This is a genomic window from Cyclobacterium qasimii M12-11B (genome assembly GCF_000427295.1).
Lineage (GTDB): Bacteria > Bacteroidota > Bacteroidia > Cytophagales > Cyclobacteriaceae > Cyclobacterium > Cyclobacterium qasimii.
In genome coordinates this window covers 1-977 of record NZ_ATNM01000054.1, presented here as the reverse complement: position 1 = coordinate 977, position 977 = coordinate 1, and the positions used below count along the sequence as shown (strand labels likewise).

Here is a 977-nt window from a genome sequence, read left to right as displayed (position 1 = left end):
TCTCATAGGTCGACAATCCCTCATAAAAGGAAATGAATCTTGCCGCTTTCAGCAGTCTGAAACAGTCCTCCATTTTGGTCTTGCTGTTCGCCGATGACATGATCCCATAATACCTTATCTTGTAAAATCCGCTTGGAAGGACGTGTTGCATGAACCTGCGGGTGAATTCGGCACACGGAAGTTCCATGATTTTGGTTTTACGGTCCCGGTAATCCTTCCACCTGAACTTTACCGTGCCGTCTTCGACGGACTGTATCCGGCTGTTGCTGATGGCCACCCTGTGGGTGTACCTGCCCAGATAGCTAACTACCTGGTTGGTACCTTTGAACGTTTTTTTGATATAGACATGCCAGGATTTCGAATAAACTTCCTTTTTTAAAAGCTCCGGGGCGGCGTACATCCCTTTCTGTTTTTCAGGTATCCTGAGCTGGTCTGACCGCAAGGCATGAAAGAGCTTTTCCATGAATACCCCCCTGAATATGCCCGAGAGGGCTTTCACCGGCACAAAGAACTTTTTGTTCGCAGCTACCCATTCCATGTTGTCAGGGTCGGGCCCTCCGGCAGGTACCAGCATATGGATATGGGGGTGGTAATTGAGTGCCTGACCCCAGGTATGGAGCACCGACAGGCAGCCGCTGTCCACCCCCAGGAAGGTGGGGTTCGATGCTGCCTTCTTCACCGCAAGGGCCGAAGCGGCAAAGAGTATGCCGTAGCATTCCCGCTGGTTGAGATAGAACAGGGGCTTGAGGAATTCCGGTATGGTGAACACGACGTGAAAATACCTAACTGGGAGTAGCCTACACTGCAGCTTTTCCACCCATAAAAGCTGCCTGACATACTGGCACTTGGGGCAGTGGCGGTTTCGGCAGCTGTTGTAACTTACCCTGCTTTTGCCACAGGTGTCGCAGGTGAGGGTATGGCTGCCCATTTTTGCAGTCCTGCAATCCAAAATGTCATTGTAGGCCTTCGCCTGGTCA

The 977-nt window shown here is 51.4% G+C and carries 1 protein-coding gene; it reads right to left on the bottom strand.

The genetic code is table 11. The features are described 5' to 3' along the window. Positions 1 to 977 (bottom strand): IS91 family transposase (locus ADICYQ_RS04950; RefSeq protein WP_040414640.1); only part of this gene is annotated, 977 nt, incomplete at both ends.